Raw genomic sequence first — 23,847 nt, 5'->3', positions numbered from 1 at the left:
CCACGCACGTTCCCGCCCGACAGGGCCGTAGGGCAGCGTCCGGCGCCCCGCCGCCGCAAGCCCGCGCCGACGCAGGAGCTCTGCTCTGTGGATAGAGTTCGACGGACTGGACTCCGATCAGAGCCCTTTGACGTAACGGCCTGGTGTTCGGCACACGGCCACACCAGGCAGAGGGTGCAATACACCGAAAGTGACAGAATTGACCATGAGCAACGTCTACTTCGACATCACCATCGACGGCGCCCCCGCCGGCCGCATCGTCTTCAACCTCTTCGACGATGTCGTCCCGAAGACCGCCCGCAACTTCCGCGAGCTGGCCACCGGGCAGAACGGTTTCGGCTACGCGGGTTCCGGCTTCCACCGCGTCATCCCGCAGTTCATGCTGCAGGGCGGTGACTTCACCAACCACAACGGCACCGGTGGCAAGAGCATCTACGGCGAGAAGTTCGCGGACGAGAACTTCACCCTGAAGCACGACCGCCCGTACCTGCTGTCGATGGCGAACGCCGGCCGCAACACCAACGGCTCGCAGTTCTTCGTCACCACCATCGTCACCTCGTGGCTCGACGGCAAGCACGTCGTCTTCGGCGAGGCCGTCGAGGGCACGGAGATCATCGACAAGATCGAGTCCCTGGGCTCGCAGTCGGGCGCCACCAAGGCCAAGATCGAGATCGCCGCGTCGGGCGTCGTCGAGGGCTGAGCCGGCCGCAGGAACAGCGCAATTTGATACGCGGGCCCCGGAGACGGTGATTCGTCCCCGGGGCCCGCGGCGTTTCCGGGTGGGCAGGCTGACCTCGGGCTGTCACCAGCGGGCTTGACGGCGGTGATCAGCGACCGGCGACCGCTGGGCCCCCGGGAGTCACCAGCCCCGTCTCGTACGCGACGACGACCGCCTGGGCCCGGTCGCGCAGGGAGAGTTTCGCGAGGACGTGGGACACGTGGGTCTTCACCGTGGCCTCGGAGAGATGGAGCCCGGTGGCCAGTTGGGCGTTGCTCAGGCCCTGGGCGAGCAGGCGCAGGACGTCCAGTTCGCGGGGTGTGAGAGCGGCCAGGTCGCGGTGGAGGGAGGCCGTTTCCGGGGCCCGGCACGCGAACCGCTCGACCAGCCGGCGCGTGATCGCGGGGGCGAGCAACGCGTCACCGGCGCGGACCGTACGGACGGCGGCGACGAGGTGTTCCGGCGTGACGTCCTTGAGGAGGAAACCGCTGGCTCCGGCGGCCAGCGCCGCGTAGACGTAGTGGTCGAGATCGAACGTCGTCAGCATGACCACGCGCGGCGCGTCCACGACGCCGACACCGTTGAGAATGCGCCGCGTCGACTCCAGGCCGTCCATGTCCGGCATGCGGATGTCCATCAGCACCACGTCGGGCCGGGTGCGCCGGACCGCGTCGACGGCTTCGGCGCCGTCGGCCGCCTCGGCGACCACCTCGATGCCGTGGGCGTCGAGGATCAACCCGAACCCGGTCCGTACGAGGGCCTGGTCGTCGGCGACCACGACGCGCGGGGCGCGGTTCACAGGTCCTCCAGGGGGATCAGGGCGCGCACGCGGTATCCGCCGAGCGGGCGGGGACCGGTGCGCAGAGTGCCGCCGTGGACGGCGAGGCGTTCGCGAAGGCCGATGAGGCCGCGGCCGTTGCCGGTGGCCGCGGCGGGGCCGGGCCTGCCGCCGGTGTCGGTGACCTCGACGTGGAGTTCGCCGTCACCGTACGACAGTTGGACGCTCGCGTCCGCTCCGGAGGCGTGTTTGACGGTGTTGGTCAGGGCCTCCTGAACCACGCGGTAGGCGGCGAGTTCGATACCGGCGGGGAGGGGACGGGGCGCTCCGGAGACGGTCAGTTCGACCGGCACGCCGACGCCGCGCATGCGGCCGATCAGCGCCTCCAGCCGGTCCAGGCCCGGTTGCGGGTCCAGGTTCTCCGACTCGGCGGATTCCTCGCCCAGTTCCATGGTGAGCAGGCCCATCACGTCGCGCAGCTCCCCCATCGCCACCCGGCCGCCCTCCTCGACGGCGAGGAGGGCCTCGCGCGCCCGTTCCGGGGACTTGTCCATGATCGTGCGGGCGGCACCGGCCTGGATGACCATCACGCTGACGTTGTGCGTGACCACGTCGTGCAACTCCCGGGCCATCCGGGCCCGTTCGTGTCCCACGGCGCGACGCAACTCCTCGGCCCGGGCGCTCTCCACCGCGGTGAGCCGGGTGCGGGTCTCGGCGGCCCGGAGTTTCCAGGTGCGCAGTCCGATGGCGGCCACGACGATCGGCACCGAGATGAACAGCGGAACGTACTGGGTGGGCACGGTCGGGGCGACGTACAAGTACGGGTCGGGCGGGCCGACTTGGCCCGATCCGCTGATGACCGCGACCGCCACGGCGAGGCTCACCAGGGTCATCGGGCGGTGGGGGCTGTACGCCGCCGCGCTGTAGGCGGCGATGACGCAGGCGTAGAAGGTGAGCCGGGCGACGTCGTCCGGGGTCAGTGCCGTCGCGACGGTCACGATCCACAGGACGGCGAGGGGGTAGCGGCGCCGCCACGCGAGCGAGGCCGAGGCGAGGAACACCAGAACGACCAGCTCGGTCATGTGGTAGCGGTGGGCCTCCTCGTAGCCGTCGCCCCACGCGTACTGCACCGACGCGAAGGTGAGGACGAGCGCGAGCGCGGCGTCGAGGAGCCACTGTTGCCCTGTGGGGCGCGGCAGTTGACCACCGGGCCGCAGCAACAGGCCGGTCGCCCGGCGCAGTCGGGCCGGCACCGGCCGAGCGGGGACCGACCGGGCCGGGACTTCCTCTCCCACCGTCACCGGCCCATTCTCTCGGGTACCGACGGCGCCCGGAATCCCTCCGGCGGACGGGGCGCGTACATGCGTCGGCTACATCTCAAGGATGAGGTCGTGGCCCATCGTCCCAGTGCGGTACGGCAGTTGGTCCGGACGACCGGCGCGCCCGGGCGTTCGTCTTCGTAGCGTCGTGGCACCCGATCCGAGAAGGGCCACCACGACGATGACGACACCACCACCACTGTCACTGCCACTCATCGAGCTCCTCGATGTGAGCCGCCGCTACGGCAGCGGGCCGCCCGCGCTGGAGGACGCGTCGCTGAGCGTGCGGGCCGGTGAGGCCGTCGCGGTCCTCGGGCCGTCGGGCAGCGGCAAGTCGACGCTGCTGAACCTCATCGCCGGCCTGGACCGGCCGGACTCCGGGACGGTCACCGTGGACGGGGTGCGGGTGGACCGGTTGGGCGAGGCCGGGGCTGCGCGTTACCGGCGGGCGAAGATCGGGATGGTCTTCCAGTTCTTCCATCTGCTGGACGATCTGTCGGTCGCCGACAACGTGGCGCTGCCCGCACGGCTGGCGGGCCTCGGCCGACGCGAGTCGCAGAAGAGGGCGGCCGAGCTGCTGGAGTCACTCGGCATCGCCCGGCACGCCGGGGCCCAGCCGAACCGCCTGTCCGGCGGCGAGCGTCAACGGGTGGCGGTGGCACGGGCGTTGATGAACCATCCGCCGCTTCTCCTCGCCGACGAGCCCACCGGCGCGCTCGACTCCGCGTCCGGCGAGGAAGTCAGCGACCTGCTGAGGGAGTTGAACGCCGACGGTCAGACGATCGTCGTGGTCACCCACGACACGGCGCTGGCGCGGTCCTGCACCCGGCGCACGATCCGGCTCGTCGACGGCCGCATCACGTCCGACACCGCCACCCCCGTCACGGACCCGGAGTCCGTCCGATGAGCGCGCTGAGCCGGGTGATCCGCTCGGGCATGGCCCGCCGCCGGGTGCAGACGCTGGTGATCGGACTCGCCACGATGCTGGCCGTGACCGCGTCCGTGCTCGGCGGTGCGCTGCTCGTGTCGTCCGAGGCACCGTTCGAGAAGGCCTTCGCCCGGCAGAAGGGGGCCCAGTTGACGGCGCAGTTCGACGCGAGGAGGGCTACGGCCGCTCAACTGGCCGCTTCCGCGCGGGCTTTGGGTGTCACGGCGACGTCCGGACCGTTCCCGACGGCGACCGTCGCACCGGGGTTCGGCGGCCACAGCGGAACGCCCCTCTCGGTGGTGGGCCGTTCGACGCCCGGCGGCGAGATCGACAAGGTGTCGATGACCAGGGGCCGTTGGGTGCAACGCCCCGGCGAGATCGTCGTATCGGCGGACACCGGCCCCGAGGGACGGCTCGGCCAGGAACTGGAGTTCCCGGACCTGCCCGGCAGTCCGACGCTGCGGGTGGTCGGGGTGGCGCGCTCGGTCAGCCGTACCGCGGACGCATGGGTACTGCCGTCACAGATCGCGGAGTTGACGCCGTCGGGCGAGATCGGCGGCTACCAGATGCTCTACCGCTTCGCTCACGCCGACTCCACGGCCTGGCTGTCCCGGGACCGCGAGGCGATCACGGCGGTGGTACCCGCGAAGTCGCTGACGGGGGCTCAGTCCTGGCTCGGCGTGCGGAAGGTCGCCACACGGGAGACCGCGCTGTTCGTACCGTTCCTGGTCGCGTTCGGCGTGCTGGGTCTGGTCATGTCGGTACTGATCGTGGGCAACGTGGTCGCGGGCGCGGTGGCGACGAGCCGACGCCGCATCGGCATCCTCAAGGCCGTCGGCTGCACACCGGGCCAGGTCGTCTGGGCATGCGCGGGACAGGCCCTGATCCCGGCGACGACCGGGGCGGCCCTCGGCACGGCCGCCGGCCACCTGCTCGCCACCCCTGTCCTCTCGGACACCGCGGACGCCTACGGCACGGCCGGGCTCGGCGTCGACTTGTGGGTCGATGCCGCGGTGGTCGGCGCGGTGCTGAGCCTGGTCACCCTGACCGCGTGCGCGAGCGCCTGGCGGGCGGGACGACTGCGCACGGTGGACGCGCTGGCGGTCGGCCGGACGCCGGGGGCGGGGCGAGGGTGGTGGGCGGCCCGGCGTATCCCGGCGGCGGGCCAGCCCCGGTGGACAGCGGGGCATACCTCAACAGCGGGCCAAGGCCGACGAACGACCAGACCCATCCCGGCGGCAGACCACGACCGGCGAACCCCTCCGCGCACTTCAACGGCGGGCCAAAGCCAACGGACGACCAGCCACATCCCGGCAGCAGACCACGACCAGCGAACCGCACGGCGCACTTCAACGGCGGGCGGAGGCCGACGGACGGCAGGACGTGCCGTGGCGGCGAGCGACGGTCGGCGAGAAGCCGGGCGTTCCCCGGCAGTCGACGAAGACCAGCGGACATCAGAGCGCGCCCCGGTCGCGAGTCCAGGCCGCCGGGCAGCCCGGCTTGCCTCCCGGCTGCCGGTGTCGCGGGCGGTCGGGCTGGGGCTCGCTCAGCCGTTCGCCCGGCCCGCGCGTACCGTCGCGATGGTTTTCGCGGTGTTGTTCGGTGTCGCGGCCGTCACCTTCGCCACTGGGTTGTCCTCGTCGTTGGGCCAGGTCATCGCGTCCAAGAACCACAATGCGGCCGACGTCACCGTCGGCATGTCAGGCGGGCTTGCCGGGCCCGGCAAGGCGGTCCCCCAGGGGCAGCCGACCGCCGCCGATCCCGCCACCGTCACCGCGGTCACCGCCGCGATCGCCACCCGACCCAACACCCGCGCGCACTACGGCAGCGCCACCCTCGACGCGACCGTCTCGGGGATGAGCGGCCCCGTCACCGTGACCGCGTTCGACGGCGACGCCTCCTGGGGCGGGTTCACGATGGTCAGCGGGCGATGGTTCACCGCGGCCGGCGAGGCCGTCGTGCCCGGCACCGTCCTCACCGCCACCGGAGCGAAGGTCGGCGACACCGTCACACTCACCGTGCGGGGCAAGCCAGTTGGGGTCCGGATCGTCGGCGAGGTGTTCGACACCGGCCACGACGGCCGGACCGTCCTCACCGACATCGCCACCCTCAGGCCCGCCGCACCCGACCTCAACTCCACCACCCAGTACGTCGATCTGGAACCCGGCACGGACGCACACGCGTATGTCACCGCTCTCAACACCGAGTTGAAGCGCCTGGGGGTCACCGCGAGCACCGCCAAGTACACGAACGGCAGCGACACCGTCACCGTCCTCGACTCGCTCACCGCACTGCTCACCCTGATGCTGGTGTGCGTCGCCGGGCTCGGTGTGCTGGGCGGGGTCGTCCTCGACACCCACGAGCGCGTCCACGACCTCGGCATCCACAAGGCGCTCGGCATGACACCCCGGCAGACCGTGACGATGGTCGTCTCTTCGGTCGTGCTGCCCGGACTGGCCGGTGGCGCCCTCGGTGTGCCGCTGGGCCTGGCCGTGCACGGCGCGGTGATCCCGGCGATGGGCCACGCGGCGGGCCTCCGGCTGCCTCACTCCGTCATCGATGTCTACGACGCCCAGGACCTGGTCCTGCTCGGCCTCGCCGGTGTCGCCGTCGCCGTACTCGGCTCCCTGCTGCCGGCCGGCTGGGCGGCGCGCGTACGTACGGCGACCGCGCTCCGGGCCGAATAGCGGCGCGGGCGGCGCGGGCGGCGCGGGCGGCGCGGGCGGCGCGGGCGGCGCGCAACCCTCTCGCAACCTTGCCTGTGATGCGCTGGGCCACCGCACCCCATCCCCACCCGCCTCCCTGGGACGGCTGACATGGACGACACCACCCCGCGCGTCGAACTCACTCCCGCCGCAGCCGATCTGCTGCGCCAACTCCACGCACAGCACGGCCCGTTGATGTTCCATCAGTCCGGCGGCTGCTGCGACGGCAGTGCGCCCATGTGCTACCCGGAGGGCGAGTTCCGCACCGGTGGCTCGGACGTGCTGCTCGCCGAGCTGGAGGTCGAGGGCGTGCCGGAGCCCGTGACGTTCTGGATCTCGCGCAGCCAGAACGAGGTCTGGAGTCATACGCGGCTGATCGTGGACGTCGTAGCAGGGCGCGGCAGCGGTTTCTCGTTGGAAGCACCCGAGGGGGTGCGTTTTCTCACTCGTTCCCGTGTAGTCGGCGCCTAGCGGCCCCGCCGGTCATCGTCATCTGCTGCACTTCCCCTGAGACTTGAGAGAGTTGACGAGACATCAGGGGACCCTGTGACGCACCGTCAAAAACGTTTAAGGGCAGGCAGATCCGTACTCACACATCTCACGGCATTCGGCGCGCTGGCCGGTGCGGCCCTGGTGGGGGCGGCACCGGCCGGCGCCGTACCGGGCACCACACAGCTCGCGCCAGGTGTCACGTACCGGCAGTTCGACATCACGGCGGCCAAGGGTGTGACCCACGCCCATGTGGTCGTCGTGGACCTGCGCAACGCCCGTGTGCGCGTCAACCTGCTGTACCCGGGAGCGGTGGCGGCCCGCGTGCCCGTCTCCCGGCTGGCCGACGCGGCGGGCGCGGTCGCGGGCGTCAACGGTGACTTCTTCAACATCACCGAGACCCAGCACCCGGGCGTCGAGGCCACCGGTTCCACCGACGGACCGGCGATCGCGAGCGGTGTCGCGCTCAAGGCGGCGGTGCCGGACGGCCAGCGCTTCGGGCCCGAGCTGCCGCCCGGCACGAACACCCGGAACGTGCTCGGTGTGGGTGTCGACCGGGTGGCCCGGCTGGACAGCCTCGCTCTCAGCGGGTCGGTCGGCACCCCGCAGGGGAGGCTGACGCTCGGCGGGTTCAATCAGTACGCGCTGCCGGAGAACTCCATCGGTGCGTTCACCACACGGTGGGGCAGCGCATCCCGGGTGCGTGCCACATGTGGCACGGACACGAACCGGGCCGGGGCCTGTAGTGCGGACACCTATGAGGTGACCGTGCGCGGGGGCCGCGTCGTGTCTGCGGCCAACACCCCTGGCACCGGTGCCATCGCCGCGGGCACCACCGTCCTCGTCGGCCGTGAGACGGGCGCTCAGCGGCTGCGGAAGCTGTCCAAAGGCGAGCGGGTCCAGGTGAAGCACCGGCTCGTGGCGTCGAGGTCCGGAGTCCCGTACCGCTTCGCCCTCGGTGGCTACCCGGTCCTGCGCAACGGTCAGCCGCTGGCCGGTCTCGACAACTCGACCTCGGCCGTCCGCACTGCCGTGGGGATCGCGAACCACGGCCACCGTCTGCTGCTGTTCGCGACGGACGGCGCGGTCGCCTACCGCAGCGGTCTCACGATCGCCGAGGTCGCCACCCAGATGCGGAAGCTGGGCTCGGCCGACGCCTTCAGCCTGGACGGCGGCGGCTCGACGACCCTGGTCACCCGCGCGTCCGGCGCGGGCGCCGTCACGGTACGGAACCACCCCAGCGGCGGCGCGGAGCGGCCCGTACCGAACGGTGTAGGAGTCTTCTCAACCAATCGATCAATCAACTGATCGATCAACTGATCTCAGGGATGCAGGCCGCTCACCAGATCCGCGGTGGCCGTGAGGCCACTGTGGATCGTGGGCGCCATGCTGGTGCTCGCCATGAAGAACCCGAGCAGTGCGCAGACCAGCGCATGGGAGACCTTCAGCCCGCCGCTGCGCATGAAGATCACCGCAAGGATCAGGAGCAGCAGCACCACAGAGATGGAAATGGCCATCGTCACCCTCCTCCGCCACGCCGCCGTGTCTGGTTCGCGGCGTTCGGCCGCAAGTGTGGCGTAGCGGAGGGTTCGTCCGGGCTACTGACGTGTCCCCCGAACGTGTGGTGACCGTCCGTGTGCCGTCACCACATGTGGTGTCACGCCGTGCGGCGTGCGTCCAGGAACGCTTCCAGTCCGGCCAGGTCGTCGGTGTTGAGGAAGTCCACACCGGCGGCGAACAGTTCGCCCCACAGCGCGTCACGGGCCGGGCCCGCCACGTCCGGGGTGTTCCAGAACCGCACCGTCTGGTCGTGGGCGTGTGTCTGGGCGACGATCGAGCGCAGCTTCTGCCGTTCGGCGTCGGGGAAGGCGCCGGTGCCGAGCCAGGTGAAGTTGGTCTGCCAGTTGTCGCTGATGAGCGAGATGAAGGAGGCCGGCGCCGAGCTGCCGAGGTCGGTGAGCCGGCCGTCGTAGAAGGCTCGTCGTACGGTCTGCGCCTCCATGGGGGTGCGGGCCGCGCGGTCGCCGGAGATGACGTTGGTGACGGCGCCCGGGTGGACGCGTCCGTGGGCGTAGGTCGTGAACAGGTGCTTGTAGCGCTGGAGATGGCGGTCGAGTTCGAGGTACGTCGAGGAGCCCTCGGTCTTGATGTCGATCAGGAGTTGGAGCGGATGGCGCCAACCCCGGTACACCGAGCCGTGGTTGGCCTTCACGAGGGCGGAGAGCGGGTCGAGGTAGAGGGATTCGAGCGTGCGGCTCGGGTCGAGTTCGGACGCGTCGTGACCGATGAGGAGTTGGTCGCCGACGAGGAAGATGTCGGCCTCGACGCTGCCGAAGCGGTGGTCGAGGGCGTCGAGGAGCGGGCGCGGGTGCTCGTAGTCGTTGTGGGCGTGGGCGCGCCACAACGGACGTGGGCGGTGGCCTTGTTCACCGGCGAAGGCGCTGCCCGCGGGCGGGGCGAGTACGGCCGCGAGGGTGGCGCCGAGCGCGGTGAGGGCTCTGCGGCGGGTGATGAGGGCCATGGTGTTCCTCCCTGTGGGGCGGGTTCGAACCACAGGGAGTATGAGGCTGCGGGGACTCCAACGAACCTGTACATGCCAGGAGTTGGCCGGACCGCCCTCGCTTGTTCACTCCTTCGGCGGGGGCGCACGGAAAAGCCCGCCCCAGGTGGGACGGGCTTCACCGACGGGACGACCAGAGGTCAGGGGGCGCGCAGATCGACCAGTTCCGCCAGTGCCTCGCGGTGGGCGCCCGCCGTGCCGTAGGCGATCGAGTCGGCCTTGGCCCGCTTCAGGTAGAGGTGGGCCGGGTGCTCCCACGTCATGCCGATGCCGCCGTGCAACTGCACGGCCTCCTCGGCCGCGTGGACGGCGACGGACGCCGAATAGGCCTGCGCGACGGCGACCGCCACGTCGATGTCGTCACCGGTCGTGAGGGCGTCCGCGGCGTTGCGCGCGGCGGCCCGCAGACTGACGACCTCCAACCACAGCTGCGCCAGCCGGTGCTTGAGCGCCTGGAACCCGCCGACGGGCCGGTTGAACTGCTTGCGCTCCTTCAGATACCGGACCGTCTCCGTCAACGTCCACTCGGCGAGACCCAGTTGCTCGGAAGCGAGCAGCCCGGCCCCGGCCCGCAGCGCACGCCGTACGGCGGATTCGGCGTCCCCGATCCGGCGCCCCGCGGCGCCGTCGAACACCACACGCGCCAACGGCCGCGTCAGGTCCAGGGACACCTGCGGTACAACGGTCACGGCGCCCGCGTCGACGGCGTACAGCCCGCCGTCCTCGCCCGGCACCAGCAGCACATCGGCGGCAGCGGCGTCGGCGATCCCGGTCAACTCCCCGTACAGGGAGCCTTTTTCGTGCCGTACGGCCTTGTGGGCGCCGCCCGGAGCGACGCTCAGGGAGACGGCGAGGACGCCGATCTTCCGCCCGGACGCCAGCTCGGCGAGGAGATCCTCGGCGTCGCACGCGAGGAGTGCCTCGGTGGCGACGACCGCGCTCGTGAGGTACGGAACGGGAGCGACCGCGCGGCCCAACTCCTCAAGGACGACAGCGACTTCGCGATGTGTGGCGCCCTGGCCGCCCTGTGCCTCGGGCACCAGGAGGCCGGCGAGGCCCATGCCGTCGGCGAGGGACTTCCACAGCGACAGGTCGTGCGGGGCGTCCGACTCGGTGCGGGCGATGACGCTCGCCGCGTCGCAGTGGTCGGTGAGCAGGTCCCGGACGGCGGCGCGCAGCGCCTCTTCCTCCTCCGAGTACAGCAGATCCGTCATCGCGCGAGGTCCTTCCAGGCGACGTCCTTGTCGGTGCGCGGCTCGGCCGGGAGGCCCAGGACGCGCTCGGCGACGATGTTCAGCAGGACCTCGCTGGTCCCGCCCTCGATGCTGTTGCCCTTGGAGCGGAGGTAGCGGTAGCCGGCGTCGCGGCCGGTGAAGTCCACCAGTTCCGGGCGCCGCATGGTCCAGTCGTCGTACAACAGGCCTTCCTCGCCCCGGAGTTCGACCTCCAGGCCGCTGATCTCCTGGTTGAGGCGGGCGAAGGAGAGCTTCATGCCGGAGCCTTCGTGGCCGGGCTGGCCCGCGACGAGTTGCTGGCGCAGCCGCTCGCCGGAGAGCCGGGCGACCTCGGCCTCGACCCAGAGCTTGAGGAGGCGTTGGTGGAGGTCGTGCGTGCGCAACTCCGGGCGTTCGCGCCAGGTTTGGCTGATCGGGCCGATCATGCCGCCCTCGCGCGGGATGCGCATACCGCCGATGGAGACGCGCTCGTTCATCAGCGTGGTCTGCGCGACCCGCCAGCCGTCGCCGATCTCACCGAGGCGATGGGCGTCGGGGATACGGACGTCGGTGAGGAAGACCTCGTTGAACTCGGCCTCGCCGGTGATCTGGCGCAGCGGCCTGACCTCGACGCCGGGGTCGGTCATGTCGCAGATGAAGTAGGTGATGCCAGCGTGCTTGGGCACGTCCGGGTCGGTGCGCGCGATGAGGATGGCCCAGCGGGCGAGGTGGGCGCTGGACGTCCACACCTTCTGCCCGTTGACGATCCAGTCGTCGCCCTCCCGTACGGCACGCGTGCCGAGCGCGGCCAGGTCGGACCCGGCGCCCGGCTCGCTGAAGAGCTGGCACCAGACCTCCTCGCCCACCCAAAGGGGCCTGAGGAAGCGCTGCTTCTGCTCCTCGGTGCCGAAGCGGAGGACGGTCGGGGCGGCCATGCCGAGGCCGATGCCGATCCGGCGCGGGTCGTTGTCGGGGGCGCCCGCGGCCGCCAACTCGGCGTCCACGACAGCCTGGAGAGCACGCGGCGCACCGAGACCCCCGAGGCCCTCGGGGTAGTGCACCCACGCGAGCCCCGCGTCGAAGCGGGCCTTGAGGAAGTCGAGCTGGTCGGTCTCCAGCGGTGGGTGCGCGGCCAGCAACTCCTGGGTGCGGCGGCGCAGTTCGGCCGCGACCGAGTCCGCTCCCGTGGTCTCTTCGCTCATACGGCGGCTCCGTTCTCCAAGGACGGTACGACGACGACCCGGCCGGTGGTGACACCGTCGCCGAGCCGCTGCACGGCGGCGGCAGCGCCGGCCAGCGGCACGCGCTCGCTCACCAGGGGCTTGATGGCGCCGCGTGCGGCCAGTTCGGTCAGCCGCTCGTGGCAGTCGAGGATCAGCTTCGGGTTCTTGGTGGCGTACAGGCCCCAGTGCAGACCCTGGATCGAGTAGTTCTTCACGAGGGCGTGGTTGAGGCCGGGGCTGGGGATGGTCCCGCTCGCGAAGCCCACGACCACGATCCGGCCCTCGAAGGCGACGACCTTCGTGGACTGCGTGTAGGCGTCGCCGCCGACCGGGTCGTAGATCACGTCGGCCCCGCGCCCGCCGGTGGCCGCCTTGACGGCCGCGACGACGTCCTCCGTACGCCGGTCGATCACGACATCGCAGCCCAACTCCCGTGCCACGGCTGCCTTTTCGGCGCCACCGACGACACCGATGACGGTGGCCCCGGCCGCCTTGCCGAGTTGTACGGCGGCACTGCCGACCCCGCCGGCGGCGGCGTGCACGAGCAGGGTCTCGCCGGCTTCCAGGTGAGCGCGCCGGTGCAGGCCGAACCAGCCCGTCTGGTAGCCGATGTGGAGCGCGGCGGTCTCCGCGTCGTCCAGCGACTCGGGGGCGGGCAGCAGACCGGCGGCGTCCGCGATCGCGTACTCGGCGAAACCGCCGTACGGCAGCGCGGGGTTGGCGATCACGCGGCGGCCGTCCTCGGTCTCGCCGCAGATCTCGACACCCGGGGTGAACGGGAGCGGGGGCCTGACCTGGTAGTGGCCCCGGCACATCAGGACGTCCGGGAAGTTGATGTTCGCGGCGCGCACCTTCAGCAGGACCTGGCCCTCGCCCGGCGTGGGACGTTCCACCTCCGCCAGGCGCATCGCCTCACTCGGCTCGCCGTTCTCGTGCACTTGCCATGCCTGCATGCGGGGCCTCCACGGGACTGCTCTGTCTGACCGGGGTCGATTGCATACTAAGCGGTCGCTTGCCGATGAGGGAACAGTCGGGTTCGTCACGGTCCGCGGGGTGCGTGTGGTTCGTTGGCCGCGGGCCGGTGGGGGCTGGTCGCGCAGTTCCCCGCGCCCCTAAAAGGGGGCGTTGCAGGGGGCGGCGTTTTTCACTGGCCGCGCTTCGGCCTTGCCCTTACGTGCATTCGTTCGCCCTGCGGGCCGAACAGGCTCAGGAACTCCGCGGGGCCTTCCCCTGTCGACCCGAACCAGTGCGGCACCCGGGTGTCGAACTCGACGGCCTCGCCCGTCGCGAGCACCACGTCGTGTTCCGCGAGCACGAGCCGCAGCCGGCCGGACATCACGTACAGCCACTCGTAGCCCTCGTGCGTCCGCGGATCGGGTTCCTCCTTCCCCTGCGGCACCAGCACCTTGAAGGCCTGGAGTCCGCCCGGCTGGCGGGTGAGGGGCCAGTAGGTGCGGCCGTGCCGCTGGATCGGCTCGGACCGGACCCGTGGATCGCTCACCGGCGGCGTCCCCACCAGCTCGTCCAGCGGCACCTGATGAGCCCGCGCGATCGGCAGCAGCAGCTCCAGGCTGGGCTTGCGCAGCCCGGACTCCAGCCGGGACAGCGTGCTCACCGAGATGCCGGTCGTCTCCGACAGCCCGGCGAGTGTCGCGCCCCGCTCCTTCCGGATCCGCCGCAGCCTCGGGCCGACCTCCGCCAGGACCTCATCCGTGTCGTCGCTCATGACCGATATTGCAGTTTCGGCAAAGACGTTTGTCAATACGGCAGGGATGGGGCGACCTTCGGGGGTGGAGGTGGTCACCATGACCGAGACACGTACGGGGACACACACCGGGACCTACGAAGTGGTCGTCATCGGCGGCGGCGCGGCCGGACTCTCCGCCGCGCTGGTCCTGGGCCGGGCCCGGCGCCGCACCCTCGTGATCGACGCGGGCGAGCCCCGCAATACGCCCGCCGCGCACATGCAGGGCTATCTGTCCCGGGACGGCATGTCCCCCGCCGAGTTCCTCGCCCTGGGCCGCGAGGAGATCGCGCGCTACGGCGTCGACCTGGTCCGGGACCGCGCGGTGGACGTCACGAAGAGCGAGGGCGGGAGCGCGGGCTTCGCCGTGGCGCTTGCCGGTGGGGAGACCGTGCACGCACGCCGGCTCGTCATCGCCACCGGACTCAAGGACGAGCTGCCCGCCGTCCCCGGAGTCGCCGAGCGCTTCGGGCGGGACGTGATCCACTGCCCGTACTGCCACGGCTGGGAGGTCCGTGACCAGGCCTTCGGTGTGCTCGCGACGACGGCGATGAGCGTGCACCAGGCGCTGATGGTCTCGCAGTGGTCCAAGGACGTGACCCTGTTCCTGCACACGGTCGCCGAGTCCGAGCTGACGGACGACGACCTGCGCAGGCTGACCGCGGCCGGGGTCGCCGTCGTACCCGGGGAGGTCACGGACCTGGTCGTCGAGGACGACCGGCTCACCGGCATCCGTCTCACGGACGGCGTCACGCACCCCCGCGAGGCCCTGTTCGTAGCGCCTCGCGCGATTCCGCAGACCGGCCTGCTGGAGAAGCTGGGCGCCGAGTTGCGGGAGACCCCGTTCGGCGCCTACCCCGTGGTCGATCCGACGGGCCTGACGACCGTGCCCGGGGTGTGGGCGGTGGGCAACGCGATGGGCTTCGCGGAGCAGGTCGTGAACGCGGCCTCCGCCGGATACCGGGCCGGCGCCACGATCAACGGGGAACTGCTCATGACCGACCTCGACGCGGCCGTCCGGGTGTAGACCGCCCGCCGCCGTTGCACGATGGCTGCATGCTGCTGACCCGGCTCGCGCATGTGTCCCAGGAGGTCGCCGCCACCTCGGCGCGGTCCCGGAAGATCGCCCTGCTCGCGGAGCTCTTCCGGGACGCGGAGGCCGACGACGTCCCGATCGTCATCCCGTACCTGGCGGGCCGCCTGCCGCAGGGACGCCTCGGCATCGGCTGGAAGGTGCTGAGCCAGGCGGTCGAACCGGCCCCGGAACCCACCCTCACCGTGCGGGAGGTGGACGCCCGCCTCACCGCCCTCGGCAAGGTGTCGGGCGCCGGTTCACAGGCCGAACGCGCCCGCTTGGTGGGCGAGTTGATGGGCGCGGCCACCGCCGACGAGCAGCGCTTCCTGTTCGGGCTGATCACCGGCGAGGTCCGGCAGGGCGCGCTGGACGCGGTCGCCGTGGAAGGCCTGGCCCAGGCAACGGGCGCGCCCGCCACGGACGTTCGACGGGCCGTGATGCTGGCCGGTTCGCTCCAGACGGTGGCCGAGGCCCTCCTCGCGGACGGGCCCGCCGCGCTCGACCGCTTCCACCTGACCGTGGGCCGCCCGGTCCTGCCGATGCTCGCGCACAGCGCCACCTCCGTCGCGGAGGCGGTCGAGAAGCTGGGTGCCTGCGCCGTCGAGGAGAAGCTCGACGGCATCCGCGTCCAGGTCCACCGCGACGGCGATGTCGTACGGCTCTACACCCGCACCCTCGACGACATCACCGACCGTCTGCCCGAACTCACCGCCGCAGCGCTGGAGTTGAGAGGCGAACGGTTCATCCTGGACGGCGAGGTCATCTCGTTCGACGCGGACGGACGACCCCGTTCCTTCCAGGAGACGGCGGGCCGGGTCGGCTCCCGGGTGGACGTGGCCACGGCCGCCGAGACGGTACCCGTCTCCCCCGTGTTCTTCGACGCGCTGTCCGTCGACGGCCGCGACCTGCTCGACCTGCCGTTCGCCGAACGGCACACGGAACTGGCCCAGTTGGTGCCCGAACCGATGCGTGTCCGGCGGACTCTCGTCTCCGGCCCCGAAGACGTCCCGGCAGCCGAGGCCTTCCTCGCCGAGACACTGAAGCGCGGTCACGAGGGGGTCGTGGTCAAAGGCCTCGACGCCCCCTACAGCGCGGGCCGCCGGGGTGCCTCGTGGCTGAAGGTGAAGCCCGTTCACAACCTCGACCTGGTCGTCCTGGCCGCCGAGTGGGGACACGGCCGCCGCACGGGCAAGCTCTCCAACCTCCATCTGGGCGCCCGCAGTTCGGACGGTTCCTTCGCGATGCTGGGCAAGACCTTCAAGGGCATGACCGACGCCATGCTGACCTGGCAGACCGAGCGCCTCCAGGAGCTGGCCGTGGAGAGCGACGGCCACGTGGTGACCGTACGGCCCGAACTCGTCGTAGAGATCGCGTATGACGGTCTGCAGAAGTCGACCCGCTATCCGGCGGGTGTCACCCTGCGCTTCGCTCGGGTCGTGCGGTATCGCGAGGACAAGCGGGCGGAGGAGGCGGACTCGGTGGAGACGTTGTTGGCTGCGCATCCGGAGGTGAAGCCGTGAGTGGGGACGCGAGGGGGAAGCGGAGTGCCGGGCTGTTGTTGTTCCGGCACACCGATCGGGGGCTGGAGGTGTTGCTCGGCCATATGGGTGGCCCGTTCTTCGCGCGACGGGACGCGGGGGCGTGGAGTGTGCCCAAGGGTGAGTACGAGCCCGACGAGACCGCCTGGGACGCGGCCCGGCGTGAGTTCCAGGAGGAGCTGGGGCTTGCCCCGCCCGAGGGCGAGGCGATCGGGCTCGGCGAGGTGCGGCAGAGCAACGGGAAGGTCGTCACCGCGTGGGCGATCGAGGCGGATCTGGATCCGGCGGCCATGGTGCCCGGCACGTTCCGGATGGAGTGGCCGCCGAAGTCCGGGCAGGTCCAGGAGTTCCCTGAGCTGGACCGGGTGGAGTGGCTGAGCCTCGAACGCGCGCGGACCGTCATCGTCACAGCACAGGCCGTGTTTCTCGACCGGCTGGCGGAGCACTCGGACTGAGCGACCCCGCACGCGTTGCGGTCGCCCGCGCCGCGCGGGAAGGTCGAAGCACAGTCCGCTCCAGGAGGTCAGCCATGCCCATCGCGACGGTCAACCCGGCCAACGGCGAGACGCTCAAGACGTACGAGGCCATGGGTGACGAGGAGATCGAGCGCCGGCTCCAGCTCGCGGAGGCCACGTTCCGCACCTACCGGACGTCCGCGTTCGCCGAGCGCGCCCGGCTCATGCACCGGGCCGCCGACCTGCTCGACGAGGACCAGCAGGACATCGGCCGGATCATGACCACCGAGATGGGCAAGCCGGTCAAGCAGGCCCGCGCGGAGGCCGCCAAGTGCGCGAAGTCGATGCGCTGGTACGCCGACCACGCCGAGGGACTCCTCGCCGACGAGGAACCGGACGCGGCGGACGTCAAGGACTCGGGCGGTTCACGGGCCCTGGTGCGATACCGGCCGCTCGGCCCCGTCCTCGCGGTGATGCCGTGGAACTTCCCGCTGTGGCAGGTGATCCGCTTCGCCGCGCCCGCGCTGATGGCGGGCAACGTCGGCCTGCTCAAGCACGCGTCGAACGTGCCGCAGACCGCCCTCTACCTGGAGGACCTTTTCCACCGCGCGGGCTTCCCGGAGGGCGCCTTCCAGACGCTGCTGGTCGGTTCCGGCGCGATCGAGGAGATCCTGCGCGACGAGCGGGTCAAGGCGGCCACCCTCACCGGCAGCGAACCCGCCGGTCGTGCGGTCGCGTCCGTCGCCGGGGACATGGTCAAGAAGACGGTGCTGGAACTGGGCGGCAGCGATCCGTACGTCGTCATGCCGTCCGCCGACATCGAGCGGGCCGCGCGGATCGCGGTGACCGCGCGGGTGCAGAACAACGGGCAGTCGTGCATCGCCGCGAAGCGGTTCATCGTGCACACGGACGTCTTCGACGCGTTCGCCGAACGGTTCGTGGCCGGCATGAAGGCGCTCACGGTCGGTGATCCGCTGGAGGAGGAGACCGAGGTCGGACCCGTCGCGAGCGAGCAGGGCCGTAGCGATCTGGAGGAACTCGTCGACGACGCGGTGGAGAGCGGCGCGACCGTGCTGTGCGGCGGTGAGCGGCCCGACGGGGACGGCTGGTACTACCCGCCGACCGTCCTCACCGACATCACCCGCGAGATGCGCGTCCACCGCGAGGAGGCGTTCGGACCCGTCGCCACGCTGTACCGGGTCGCCGACCTCGACGAGGCCGTGCTCCTCGCCAACGACACGCCGTTCGGGCTGAGTTCCAGCGTGTGGACGCGGGACGGGGCCGAGGTCGAGCGGTTCGTACGGGACCTGGAGGCCGGTGGGGTGTTCTTCAACGGGATGACCGCGTCGCATCCGGCGTTCCCGTTCGGCGGGGTGAAGCGGTCCGGGTACGGGCGGGAGCTGTCGGGGCACGGAATCCGCGAGTTCTGCAACATCACCACGGTATGGCACGGAGCGTGAGCGTTCCGCGGCTACGATCCCCTCTGTGAACCGCGAAGTGACTCTGCCTCTGATCGTCGACGACCGCGGGACCTTGCAGGTGGCTGCCGCGGATGTCAGCAAGCTTTTGCGGACCGTGGGCGGGCGGTGGCTGCATCTTGTCGAGGCCGGGGAAGAGGGGCTGGACGAGGACACGGTTGCCGCTCTGACCATTGAGCTGGCGAAGCTGGCCGACCGGATTGACGTTGCGTGTATTGCGCACAGCAGTGGGGGCGCGTCGTAGTTTGCTGAGTGGCGGGCCGGTGGGGGCTGGCCGCGCCCATGCGGCGGAGCCGCACATCGATACAGCCCCGCGCCCCTAAGGAACGTGGCTGAGCCGTACTCGAAGGCTTCGCCCCTCCACTTTCACAGGAATTACTGATCCGGTCTTTATGGGCGGGTCCCTGAATTGGAGTAGTCCACCGCGAGATCGTCGTCCTCCCGGGTGATCGTGGGTGCACCACCCTCTGAGGTGAACCACCTTCTGACCGGCGGGCGAAGGCCTTCCGGAAGGCGAAAGCAGGGACGGTTCATGGCGACTTTGTGCAAGCCCTCGGTGTCGGTTCCCGAGCACGTGATCACGATGGAGGAGACGCTGGAGCTGGCGCGCTCCCGTCACGCGGACCACCCCAACCTGCCGCTGGCCCTCCGGCTGATCGAGAACACCGGTGTGCGTACCCGGCACATCGTGCAGCCCATCGAGGAGACCCTGAAGCACCCCGGGTTCGAGGACCGCAACAGGATCTACACGGCCGAGGCGAAGGCCCGGGTCCCGGCGGTCGTGCAGCGCGCGCTCGACGAGGCGGAGCTCCTCACCACCGACATCGACGTGATCATCTACGTCTCGTGCACGGGCTTCATGATGCCCTCGCTCACGGCCTGGCTGATCAACGAGATGGCGTTCGACGCCACCACCCGGCAGATCCCCATAGCCCAGCTGGGCTGCGCGGCCGGCGGTGCGGCCATCAACCGGGCACACGACTTCTGCACGGCCTACCCGGAGGCCAACGCGCTCATCGTCGCCTGCGAGTTCTGCTCGCTGTGCTACCAGCCGACCGACCTCGGCATCGGCTCCCTGCTCTCCAACGGCCTGTTCGGCGACGGCATCGCCGCGGCCGTGGTGCGGGGGCGCGGCGGCACGGGCATCCAGCTGGAGCGCAACGGGTCGTACCTGATCCCCAAGACCGAAGAGTGGATCATGTACGACGTCCGGGCCACCGGCTTCCACTTCCTCCTGGACAAGCGGGTGCCGGCCACCATGGAGCCCCTCGCACCGGCGCTCCAGGACCTCGCGGGGCTGCACGGCTGGGACGCGGCCGACCTGGACTTCTACATAGTCCACGCGGGCGGGCCCCGAATACTCGATGACCTGAGCAAGTTCCTGCAGGTCGACCCACACGCGTTCCGGTTCAGCCGGGCCACCCTCACCGAGTACGGCAACATCGCCAGCGCCGTCGTCCTGGACGCGCTGCGCCGGCTCTTCGACGAGGGCGGCGCCGAACACCGGGCGCGCGGGCTGCTCGCCGGGTTCGGACCCGGTATCACCGCCGAGATGGCCCTGGGCCGCTGGCACAGCGACGACCGAGAGACGGCTTGAGTACGGCATGACTGACGAGACGCTCACCGAGACCCTGCCCCCGGTACGGCCCTGGCCGGCCCTCGATCTGACCGGGGTGGACTTCGACCCGGTCCTCGCCAAGCTGATGCGGGAGGGTCCGGTCAACCGGATCAAGCTGCCCAACGGCGAGGGCTGGGCGTGGCTGGTCACCCGGCACGACGACGTGCGGACGGTCACCAACGATCCCCGGTTCAGCCGCGAGGCCGTGATGGACCAGCCGGTGACCCGGCTCGCCCCGCACTTCATCCCGGCCCGCGGCGCGGTCGGCTTCCTCGATCCGCCGGACCACACCCGGCTACGGCGCTCGGTCGCCCCGGCGTTCACGGCGCGCGGGGTGGAGCGGGTGCGGGAGCAATCCCGGCTGTTGCTCGACGAGTTGATCGACGAGCTGCTCCAGCACGGACCGCCGGCCGATCTCACCGAGACGGTACTGAGCCCCTTCCCGATCGCGGTGATCTGCGAGCTGATGGGCGTCCCGGCCGCCGACCGGCACGGCATGCACACCTGGACGCAGCTCATCCTGTCCTCCTCGCACGGCGCCAAGGTCAGCGAGAAGGCCAAGGAGGAGATGGGCGCGTACTTCGCCGATCTCATCGGTCTGCGGGAGGGCAGCGACGGTGAGGACGTCGCCTCGCTGCTCGGTGCCGCCGTGGGCCGGGAGGAGATCACCCTGGAGGAGGCGGTCGGGCTCGCGGTGCTGCTGCAGATCGGCGGCGAGGCGGTCACCAACAACAGCGGGCAGATCTTCTACCTGCTGCTGACCCGCCCGGATCTCGTCGAACGGCTGCGCGCCGAACCGGAGTCGCGGCCCCAGGCCATCGACGAACTGCTGCGCTACATCCCGCACCGCAACGCGGTCGGACTGTCCCGGATCGCCATGGAGGACGTGGAGATCCGCGGCGTACGGATGCGGGCGGGCGACCCGGTGTACGTGTCGTACCTGGCCGCGAACCGGGACCCGGACGTGTTCCCGGACCCGGACCGGATCGACTTCTCCCGCAGTCCGAACCCGCATGTGTCGTTCGGCTTCGGCCCGCACTTCTGTCCCGGCAACATGCTGGCGCGGCTGGAGTCCGAGCTGCTGGTGGACGCGCTGCTGGACCGGCTGCCGGGGCTGCGGCTCGCGGTCCCGGCCGATCAAGTGCCGTTCAAAAAGGGCGCGTTGATCCGCGGGCCCGAGGCGCTGCCGGTGACGTGGTGAGGTGCCGGTGACGGCGACGGAGGGGCTTCTGGTGCCGCCCGGTCACGGCCGGGTCGTACAGACACCCGCGCAGCACGTGACGTTCAAGGTGACCGGCTCGCACTCCCGGACCGCGTCGACCTTCGAGGTGGTGGTGCCGCCGGGGTTCGACGTCGGGGCCCATGTGCACACCCGTAGCGAGGAGTTGTTCTACGTGCTCGAAGGCGAGCTGGACGTCCTCGCCTTCGAGCCGAGGATCCGTACGCCGGACAACTGGCAGCGGTGGGAGTCGAGTTCGGGCATGCGGGTGGTACGGGCGACGCCGGGGACGGTGATCGTCGTACCGCCCGGGTGTCCGCATGCGTTCTCGAACCCGACGGAGACGGCGGCGAAGATGTTTTTCCAGGCGTCTCCGCCGCCGGATCATGAGCGGTATTTCGAGGAGCTGTTGGAGATTCTCGGGGGTGGGGGGCCGCCGGATCACGCGGCTATCGAGGAGTTGCGGGGGCGATATGACATCGAGCAGCTGACGCCCTTGAAACACCGGTAGTTGTTCGTCCACCGGCCGGTGGGGGCTGGTCGCGCAGTTCCCCGCGCCCCTAAAAGACCGGCAACTGGACCTGCTTTTGAGGGGCACGGGGCTGTATCGATATGCGGCTCCGCCGCGTGGGCGCGCTCAGCCCCCACCGGGCCCGCACCCGAAACTCAACGAATCGGCATCCCCGACAACGTCCGCGCAATCACCAGACGCTGGATCTCACTCGTGCCCTCGAAAATCGTGTAGATCGCGGCGTCCCGGTGCATCCGCTCGACCGGATACTCACGCGTGTAGCCGTTGCCGCCGAGGATCTGAATCGCCTGCCCGGTGACCTTCTTCGCCGTCTCGCTGGCGAACAGCTTCGACATCGACCCCTCGGCCGCCGTGAACTGCTTGCCGTTGACCGCCATCCAGGACGCGCGCCACACCAGCAGCCGGGCCGCGTCGATGGACGTCCGCATGTCGGCGAGCTGGAAGGCGACACCCTGGTTGTCGATGATCGGGCGGCCGAACTGCTCTCGGGTCATCGCGTAGTCGAGGGCGACCTCGTACGCCGCGCGGGCCGTGCCCACCGCCATCGCGCCGACCGCCGGGCGGGACGCCTCGAACGTGGCCATCGCGGCGTTTTTCACGCGCTCGCCGCCGCCGGCCTTGGCGCGCTCACGGGCGCGGGCGAGGCGCTCGTCCAGCTTCTCCTTGCCGCCGAGGAGGCAGGAACCGGGGATGCGCACGTCCTCCAGGACGACCTCGGCGGTGTGCGAGGCGCGAATGCCGTGCTTCTTGAACTTCTGCCCCTGGGACAGGCCCGGCGTGCCCGACGGGACGATGAAGGAGGCGTGCCCCTTGGAGCCGAGGTCCGCGTCGACGACCGCGACGACGACGTGGACGTTGGCGATACCACCGTTGGTCGCCCAGGTCTTGGTGCCGTTCAGCACCCACTCGTCCTTGGCCTCGTCGTACACGGCACGCGTGCGCATGGAGGCCACGTCGGAACCGGCGTCGGGCTCGGAGGAGCAGAAGGCGGCGACCTTGACGTCGTTGGCGTCGCCGTACATCTGGGGAATCCAGGTGCCGATCTGCTCCTCGGTGCCGTTGGCGAGGACGCCCACCGCGGCGAGACCGGTGCCGACTATGGAGAGGGCTATGCCCGCGTCGCCCCAGAACAGTTCCTCCATGGCCATCGGGATGCCGAGGCCGGTGGGGTCGAAATACTGCTGGGCGTAGAAGTCCAGGGAGTAGATGCCGACCTTCGCGGCCTCCTGGATGACCGGCCAGGGAGTCTCCTCACGCTCGTCCCATTCGGCGGCGGCGGGGCGGATGACGTCGGCGGCGAAGCCGTGCAGCCAGTCCCGCACCTCCTTCTGTTCGTCGTTGAGTTCCATGGTGAACTCGGCCATGACTCCTCCAGCAGCGCACTAGCATGTTACTTGCGGTAACGACAGAGTCTGTTACCGACGGGTAGGAAAAGTCAACTCCCAATGACCACTCGGCAGCCCGTTCGAGGTGTTGGGCCCATTGAGTGTTAGTTTGCGCAGGCGTCACCGATTCAGCACGGGTGGGGAGAGCTCATGGACACCACGCAGCGGACCGATCAGCAGAGGTCCGCCGACCGCCGACGGCGCGAGTTGTTGGAGGCCGCGGACAGAGTGGTGCTGCGTGATGGTCCGCAGGCCTCGATGAACGCGATCGCCGCGGAAGCGGGTATTACGAAGCCGATTCTGTATCGGCACTTCGGGGACAAGGGTGGACTCTACGCCGCCCTTGCCAAGCGGCATACGGATGCCCTGCTGTCCTCGCTGCGGGCCGCGTTGGACGCGCCCGCCGAGCGGCGGGAGCGGGTTGAGGCGACGCTCGACACGTACCTCGCCGCGATCGAGGCGCTGCCTCAGGTGTATCGGTTCCTTATGCATCCTGTGGAGGGTGGGCAGACCGCGGATCAGGGGTTCGACACGGGGAATCACTCTGTTCCGCTGCTCCGGCGGATGGGCGAGGAGTTGGCTCAGGTCATCGAGGAGCGGGTGGATCTCGGGCCCAACAGTCAGCAGCTGGCTCGGGTGTGGGGGCATGGGATCGTCGGGATGATGCACGCGGCGGGTGACTGGTGGCTGGGTGAACGGCCTTGCTCCCGGGCCGAGTTGGTGCGGAGTCTGGCTGATCTGTTGTGGGGGCGGTTGGCTGCCGCCGGGGACAAGGTTGGTGGGCCGGGGTTTTAGGTGGGCCGGGGTTTTAGTCGGTTGTGTTTCGGGTGCGCGTCCGGCGGGGGCTGGTCGCGCAGTTCCCCGCGCCC

General features: G+C 70.5%; 23 protein-coding genes. 14 read left to right on the top strand and 9 right to left on the bottom strand.

Annotated features, from left to right (window positions below; translation table 11 throughout):
* Window positions 1–205 precede the first annotated feature (205 nt).
* Window positions 206–700: a peptidylprolyl isomerase gene (locus OG714_RS43305; protein WP_406129406.1), complete on the top strand. Its 495-nt coding sequence runs from the start codon at window positions 206–208 to the stop codon at window positions 698–700.
* Window positions 701–827: 127 nt separating this feature from the next.
* Here OG714_RS43305 and OG714_RS43300 read toward each other — a convergent pair whose 3' ends face one another.
* Together OG714_RS43300 and OG714_RS43295 are read right to left on the bottom strand one after the other, a co-directional pair.
* Entirely contained in the window at window positions 828–1,517 is a 690-nt protein-coding gene (locus tag OG714_RS43300; protein ID WP_406129404.1) for a response regulator, read from the bottom strand.
* Window positions 1,514–2,797, bottom strand: a complete 1,284-nt coding sequence (locus OG714_RS43295) for a sensor histidine kinase (protein WP_406129403.1) — start codon at window positions 2,795–2,797, stop codon at window positions 1,514–1,516. Before OG714_RS43295 ends, OG714_RS43300 begins: the two co-directional genes overlap by 4 nt.
* A 217-nt stretch (window positions 2,798–3,014) precedes the next feature.
* Between OG714_RS43295 and OG714_RS43290 the strand changes: the two genes are divergently transcribed.
* The 4 genes from OG714_RS43290 (at window position 3,015) to OG714_RS43275 (ending at window position 8,245) form a co-directional block, all read left to right on the top strand.
* Complete coding sequence (locus OG714_RS43290; protein ID WP_406132146.1) at window positions 3,015–3,722, top strand: ABC transporter ATP-binding protein; 708 nt, start codon at window positions 3,015–3,017, stop codon at window positions 3,720–3,722.
* Window positions 3,719–6,430: an FtsX-like permease family protein gene (locus OG714_RS43285; protein ID WP_406129402.1), complete on the top strand. Its 2,712-nt coding sequence runs from the start codon at window positions 3,719–3,721 to the stop codon at window positions 6,428–6,430. The genes OG714_RS43290 and OG714_RS43285 overlap by 4 nt, the downstream gene beginning before the upstream one ends.
* A gap of 129 nt (window positions 6,431–6,559) precedes the next feature.
* The gene (locus OG714_RS43280) at window positions 6,560–6,919 is read left to right on the top strand and encodes a DUF779 domain-containing protein (RefSeq protein ID WP_398851951.1); all 360 of its coding nucleotides are present in this window, start codon (window positions 6,560–6,562) and stop codon (window positions 6,917–6,919) included.
* Between the two features lie 162 nt (window positions 6,920–7,081).
* The gene (locus tag OG714_RS43275) at window positions 7,082–8,245 is read left to right on the top strand and encodes a phosphodiester glycosidase family protein (RefSeq protein WP_406129400.1); all 1,164 of its coding nucleotides are present in this window, start codon (window positions 7,082–7,084) and stop codon (window positions 8,243–8,245) included.
* A gap of 14 nt (window positions 8,246–8,259) precedes the next feature.
* Here OG714_RS43275 and OG714_RS43270 read toward each other — a convergent pair whose 3' ends face one another.
* The 6 genes from OG714_RS43270 to OG714_RS43245 form a co-directional block, all read right to left on the bottom strand.
* Window positions 8,260–8,454 (bottom strand): hypothetical protein, encoded by a 195-nt coding sequence (locus OG714_RS43270; RefSeq protein WP_019070900.1) that lies wholly within the window; start codon window positions 8,452–8,454, stop codon window positions 8,260–8,262.
* 140 nt (window positions 8,455–8,594) lie between these two features.
* Window positions 8,595–9,458: a phosphatidylinositol-specific phospholipase C/glycerophosphodiester phosphodiesterase family protein gene (locus OG714_RS43265; RefSeq protein ID WP_406129398.1), complete on the bottom strand. Its 864-nt coding sequence runs from the start codon at window positions 9,456–9,458 to the stop codon at window positions 8,595–8,597.
* A gap of 179 nt (window positions 9,459–9,637) precedes the next feature.
* Entirely contained in the window at window positions 9,638–10,711 is a 1,074-nt protein-coding gene (locus tag OG714_RS43260) for an acyl-CoA dehydrogenase family protein (RefSeq protein ID WP_406129396.1), read from the bottom strand.
* The gene (locus OG714_RS43255; protein WP_406129394.1) at window positions 10,708–11,913 is read right to left on the bottom strand and encodes an acyl-CoA dehydrogenase family protein; all 1,206 of its coding nucleotides are present in this window, start codon (window positions 11,911–11,913) and stop codon (window positions 10,708–10,710) included. Before OG714_RS43255 ends, OG714_RS43260 begins: the two co-directional genes overlap by 4 nt.
* Window positions 11,910–12,887, bottom strand: coding sequence for an NADPH:quinone oxidoreductase family protein (locus OG714_RS43250; RefSeq protein ID WP_406129393.1), 978 nt, complete (start codon window positions 12,885–12,887; stop codon window positions 11,910–11,912). Before OG714_RS43250 ends, OG714_RS43255 begins: the two co-directional genes overlap by 4 nt.
* Before the next feature lie 191 nt (window positions 12,888–13,078).
* Entirely contained in the window at window positions 13,079–13,660 is a 582-nt protein-coding gene (locus tag OG714_RS43245; protein ID WP_406129391.1) for a helix-turn-helix domain-containing protein, read from the bottom strand.
* A gap of 79 nt (window positions 13,661–13,739) precedes the next feature.
* On the opposite strand from OG714_RS43245, the gene OG714_RS43240 reads away from it, so the two are divergent.
* The 8 genes from OG714_RS43240 (at window position 13,740) to OG714_RS43205 (ending at window position 21,572) form a co-directional block, all read left to right on the top strand.
* On the top strand, window positions 13,740–14,705 hold the full coding sequence (locus tag OG714_RS43240; RefSeq protein ID WP_406129390.1) for an NAD(P)/FAD-dependent oxidoreductase: 966 nt from the start codon (window positions 13,740–13,742) through the stop codon (window positions 14,703–14,705).
* A 29-nt stretch (window positions 14,706–14,734) separates the two neighbouring features.
* Window positions 14,735–16,273 carry an ATP-dependent DNA ligase gene (locus tag OG714_RS43235; RefSeq protein WP_406129388.1) on the top strand — a complete coding sequence of 513 codons (1,539 nt, stop codon included), beginning with the start codon at window positions 14,735–14,737 and terminating at the stop codon, window positions 16,271–16,273.
* Entirely contained in the window at window positions 16,270–16,746 is a 477-nt protein-coding gene (locus tag OG714_RS43230) for an NUDIX domain-containing protein (protein ID WP_406129386.1), read from the top strand. The genes OG714_RS43235 and OG714_RS43230 overlap by 4 nt, the downstream gene beginning before the upstream one ends.
* 74 nt (window positions 16,747–16,820) lie before the next feature.
* Entirely contained in the window at window positions 16,821–18,206 is a 1,386-nt protein-coding gene (locus OG714_RS43225; RefSeq protein ID WP_406129385.1) for an NADP-dependent succinic semialdehyde dehydrogenase, read from the top strand.
* Window positions 18,207–18,231: 25 nt separating this feature from the next.
* Window positions 18,232–18,468 carry a DUF6213 family protein gene (locus tag OG714_RS43220; RefSeq protein ID WP_059198358.1) on the top strand — a complete coding sequence of 79 codons (237 nt, stop codon included), beginning with the start codon at window positions 18,232–18,234 and terminating at the stop codon, window positions 18,466–18,468.
* A gap of 288 nt (window positions 18,469–18,756) precedes the next feature.
* Window positions 18,757–19,821 (top strand): type III polyketide synthase, encoded by a 1,065-nt coding sequence (locus OG714_RS43215; protein ID WP_406129383.1) that lies wholly within the window; start codon window positions 18,757–18,759, stop codon window positions 19,819–19,821.
* A 7-nt stretch (window positions 19,822–19,828) separates the two neighbouring features.
* Complete coding sequence (locus OG714_RS43210) at window positions 19,829–21,043, top strand: cytochrome P450 (protein WP_406129381.1); 1,215 nt, start codon at window positions 19,829–19,831, stop codon at window positions 21,041–21,043.
* A gap of 7 nt (window positions 21,044–21,050) precedes the next feature.
* On the top strand, window positions 21,051–21,572 hold the full coding sequence (locus tag OG714_RS43205; RefSeq protein WP_406129379.1) for a cupin domain-containing protein: 522 nt from the start codon (window positions 21,051–21,053) through the stop codon (window positions 21,570–21,572).
* A gap of 155 nt (window positions 21,573–21,727) precedes the next feature.
* On the opposite strand, the gene OG714_RS43200 is transcribed toward OG714_RS43205, so the two are convergent.
* Window positions 21,728–22,957: an acyl-CoA dehydrogenase family protein gene (locus OG714_RS43200; RefSeq protein WP_033278259.1), complete on the bottom strand. Its 1,230-nt coding sequence runs from the start codon at window positions 22,955–22,957 to the stop codon at window positions 21,728–21,730.
* A gap of 171 nt (window positions 22,958–23,128) precedes the next feature.
* Between OG714_RS43200 and OG714_RS43195 the strand changes: the two genes are divergently transcribed.
* Window positions 23,129–23,773: a TetR family transcriptional regulator gene (locus tag OG714_RS43195; protein WP_019070916.1), complete on the top strand. Its 645-nt coding sequence runs from the start codon at window positions 23,129–23,131 to the stop codon at window positions 23,771–23,773.
* The last annotated feature ends 74 nt before the right edge of the window (window positions 23,774–23,847 follow it).

Origin of the sequence: Streptomyces sp. NBC_00989, from assembly GCF_045162655.1 — a bacterium.
Classification (GTDB): domain Bacteria; phylum Actinomycetota; class Actinomycetes; order Streptomycetales; family Streptomycetaceae; genus Streptomyces.
The sequence above is the reverse complement of the archived record's forward strand: the minus strand, read 5'-3'. Positions and strand labels throughout refer to the sequence as shown.